Source organism: Microbispora cellulosiformans (genome assembly GCF_008728085.1).
Lineage (GTDB): Bacteria > Actinomycetota > Actinomycetes > Streptosporangiales > Streptosporangiaceae > Microbispora > Microbispora amethystogenes.
Window position 1 is genome coordinate 1 of record NZ_VYTZ01000037.1, and the last position, 2,895, is coordinate 2,895.

At 57.6% G+C, this 2,895-nt stretch carries 2 rRNA genes; both read left to right on the forward strand.

Features of this window, described 5'->3' with window-relative positions:
• A 23S ribosomal RNA gene (locus F5972_RS36675) occupies positions 1-2,653 on the forward strand; the annotation flags it as partial.
• 86 nt (positions 2,654-2,739) lie between these two features.
• A 5S ribosomal RNA gene (gene rrf, locus F5972_RS36680) occupies positions 2,740-2,856 on the forward strand.
• The last annotated feature ends 39 nt before the right edge of the window (positions 2,857-2,895 follow it).

The window sequence follows — 2,895 nt, forward strand, 5'->3', positions numbered from 1 at the left end:
TCCCGAGTAGCACGGGGCCCGAGAAATCCTGTGTGAATCTGCCAGGACCACCTGGTAAGCCTAAATACTTCCTGGTGACCGATAGTGAACAAGTACCGTGAGGGAAAGGTGAAAAGCGCCCCGGTGAGGGGTCGTGAAATAGTACCTGAAACCGTGTGCCTACAAGCCGTAGGAGCGTAGGCAAGCTTGCTTGTCTGTGATGTGACTGCGTGCCTTTTGAAGAATGAGCCTGCGAGTTATGGTGTGTGGCGAGGTTAACCCGTGTGGGGGAGCCGTAGCGAAAGCGAGTCTGAATAGGGCGCTGGAGTCGCATGCTGTAGACCCGAAGCGGAGTGATCTACGCATGGGCAGGTTGAAGCGCGGGTAAGACCGCGTGGAGGACCGAACCCACCAGGGTTGAAAACCTGGGGGATGACCTGTGTGTAGGGGTGAAAGGCCAATCAAACTCCGTGATAGCTGGTTCTCCCCGAAATGCATTTAGGTGCAGCGTTGCGTGGTGCTTGCCGGAGGTAGGGCTCTGGTTGGCTGATGGGCCCGACAAGGTTACTGACGTCAGCCAAACTTCGAATGCCGGTAAGTGGAGCGTGGCAGTGAGACTGCGGGGGATAAGCTCCGTGGTCGAGAGGGAAACAGCCCAGATCACCGACTAAGGCCCCTAAGCGTGTGCTAAGTGGGAAAGGATGTGGAGTCGCAGTGACAACCAGGAGGTTGGCTTAGAAGCAGCCACCCTTGAAAGAGTGCGTAATAGCTCACTGGTCAAGTGATTCTGCGCCGACAATGTAGCGGGGCTCAAGTACACCGCCGAAGTCGTGGCACTACCAGCTTGCTGGTGGTGGGTAGGGGAGCGTCGTGCGAGCCGGTGAAGCTGCCGAGTGATCGTGTGGTGGAGGTCGTACGAGTGAGAATGCAGGCATGAGTAGCGAGTCAGAAGTGAGAATCTTCTGCGCCGAATGACCAAGGGTTCCTGGGGCAGGTTCGTCCGCCCAGGGTAAGTCGGGACCTAAGGCGAGGCCGACAGGCGTAGTCGATGGACAACGGGTTGATATTCCCGTACCCGCTGTGATGCGCCCATATCGAATCCGGGGATACTAAGGGTCCTTAAGCCCTCCGGGCCTTCGGGTCTGGGGTGAGGCTGAACGCCTGGCCTGATCTGGTAGTAGGTAAGCGATGGGGTGACGCAGGAAGGTAGCCCAGCCCGGGCGGTGGTTGTCCCGGGGTAAGCATGTAGGGAGAGAGATAGGTAAATCCGTCTCTCACATATCCTGAGGTGTGATGCCGAGCCGATTGTGGCGAAGTGGGTGATCCTATGCTGCCGAGAAAAGCCTCTAGTGAGTGTCGTAGCGGCCCGTACCCTAAACCGACTCAGGTGGTCAGGTAGAGAATACCAAGGCGGTCGGGTGAACTGTGGTTAAGGAACTCGGCAAATTGCCCCCGTAACTTCGGGAGAAGGGGGACCTTTACTGGTGATGGAACTTGCTTCTTGAGCTGGTGGGGGTCGCAGTGGCCAGGGGGAAGCGACTGTTTACTAAAAACACAGGTCCGTGCGAAGTCGTAAGACGATGTATACGGACTGACGCCTGCCCGGTGCCGGAACGTTAAGGGGACCGCTTAGCCGACCTTGTGTCGGCGAAGGTGAGAACTTAAGCGCCGGTAAACGGCGGTGGTAACTATAACCATCCTAAGGTAGCGAAATTCCTTGTCGGGTAAGTTCCGACCTGCACGAATGGCGTAACGACTTCCCCGCTGTCTCAACCACAGGCCCGGTGAAATTGCAGTACGAGTAAAGATGCTCGTTTCGCGCAGCAGGACGGAAAGACCCCGGGACCTTCACTACAGCTTGACATTGGCGTTTGGAGCGTCTTGTGTAGGATAGGTGGGAGACTGGGAAGCGGTAACGCTAGTTATCGTGGAGTCATTGGTGAAATACCACTCTGGTCGTTTTGGACGTCTAACCCGCGCCCGTGTATCCGGGTGGGGGACAGTGTCTGGTGGGTAGTTTAACTGGGGCGGTTGCCTCCTAAAAGGTAACGGAGGCGCCCAAAGGTTCCCTCAGCCTGGTTGGCAATCAGGTGTCGAGTGTAAGTGCACAAGGGAGCTTGACTGTGAGACTGACGGGTCGAGCAGGAGCGAAAGCTGGGACTAGTGATCCGGCATCGGCGTGTGGAAGCGGTGTCGCTCAACGGCTAAAAGGTACCCCGGGGATAACAGGCTGATCTTCCCCAAGAGTCCATATCGACGGGATGGTTTGGCACCTCGATGTCGGCTCGTCGCATCCTGGGGCTGGAGTAGGTCCCAAGGGTTGGGCTGTTCGCCCATTAAAGCGGTACGCGAGCTGGGTTTAGAACGTCGCGAGACAGTTCGGTCCCTATCCGCTGCGCGCGCAGGAGACTTGCGAGGGGCTGTCCCTAGTACGAGAGGACCGGGACGGACGAACCTCTGGTGTGCCAGTTGTTCCGCCAGGAGCACGGCTGGTTGGCTACGTTCGGTAGGGATAACCGCTGAAAGCATCTAAGCGGGAAGCTCGCCTCAAGATGAGGTCTCCCACCACGAGAGTGGGTAAGGCTCCCTATAGACGATGGGGTTGATAGGCCGGAAGTGGAAGCGTAGTAATGCGTGGAGCTGACCGGTACTAATAGGCCGAGGACTTGACCATATTATGCTCGCGTTCACTATGTGATCTCAGAGACAGCAACCGGTACGCACCTGTAGGGGTGTGGGTGGTTGTGTGTTTCATGGGGTTACGGCGGTTATAGCGGTGGGGAAACACCCGGTTACATTCCGAACCCGGAAGTTAAGCCCGCCAGCGCCGATGGTACTGCACCGGGGACGGTGTGGGAGAGTAGGACGCCGCCGGACAATTTTTTGAGGGGGGCCATCCCGGTCGGGATGGCCCCC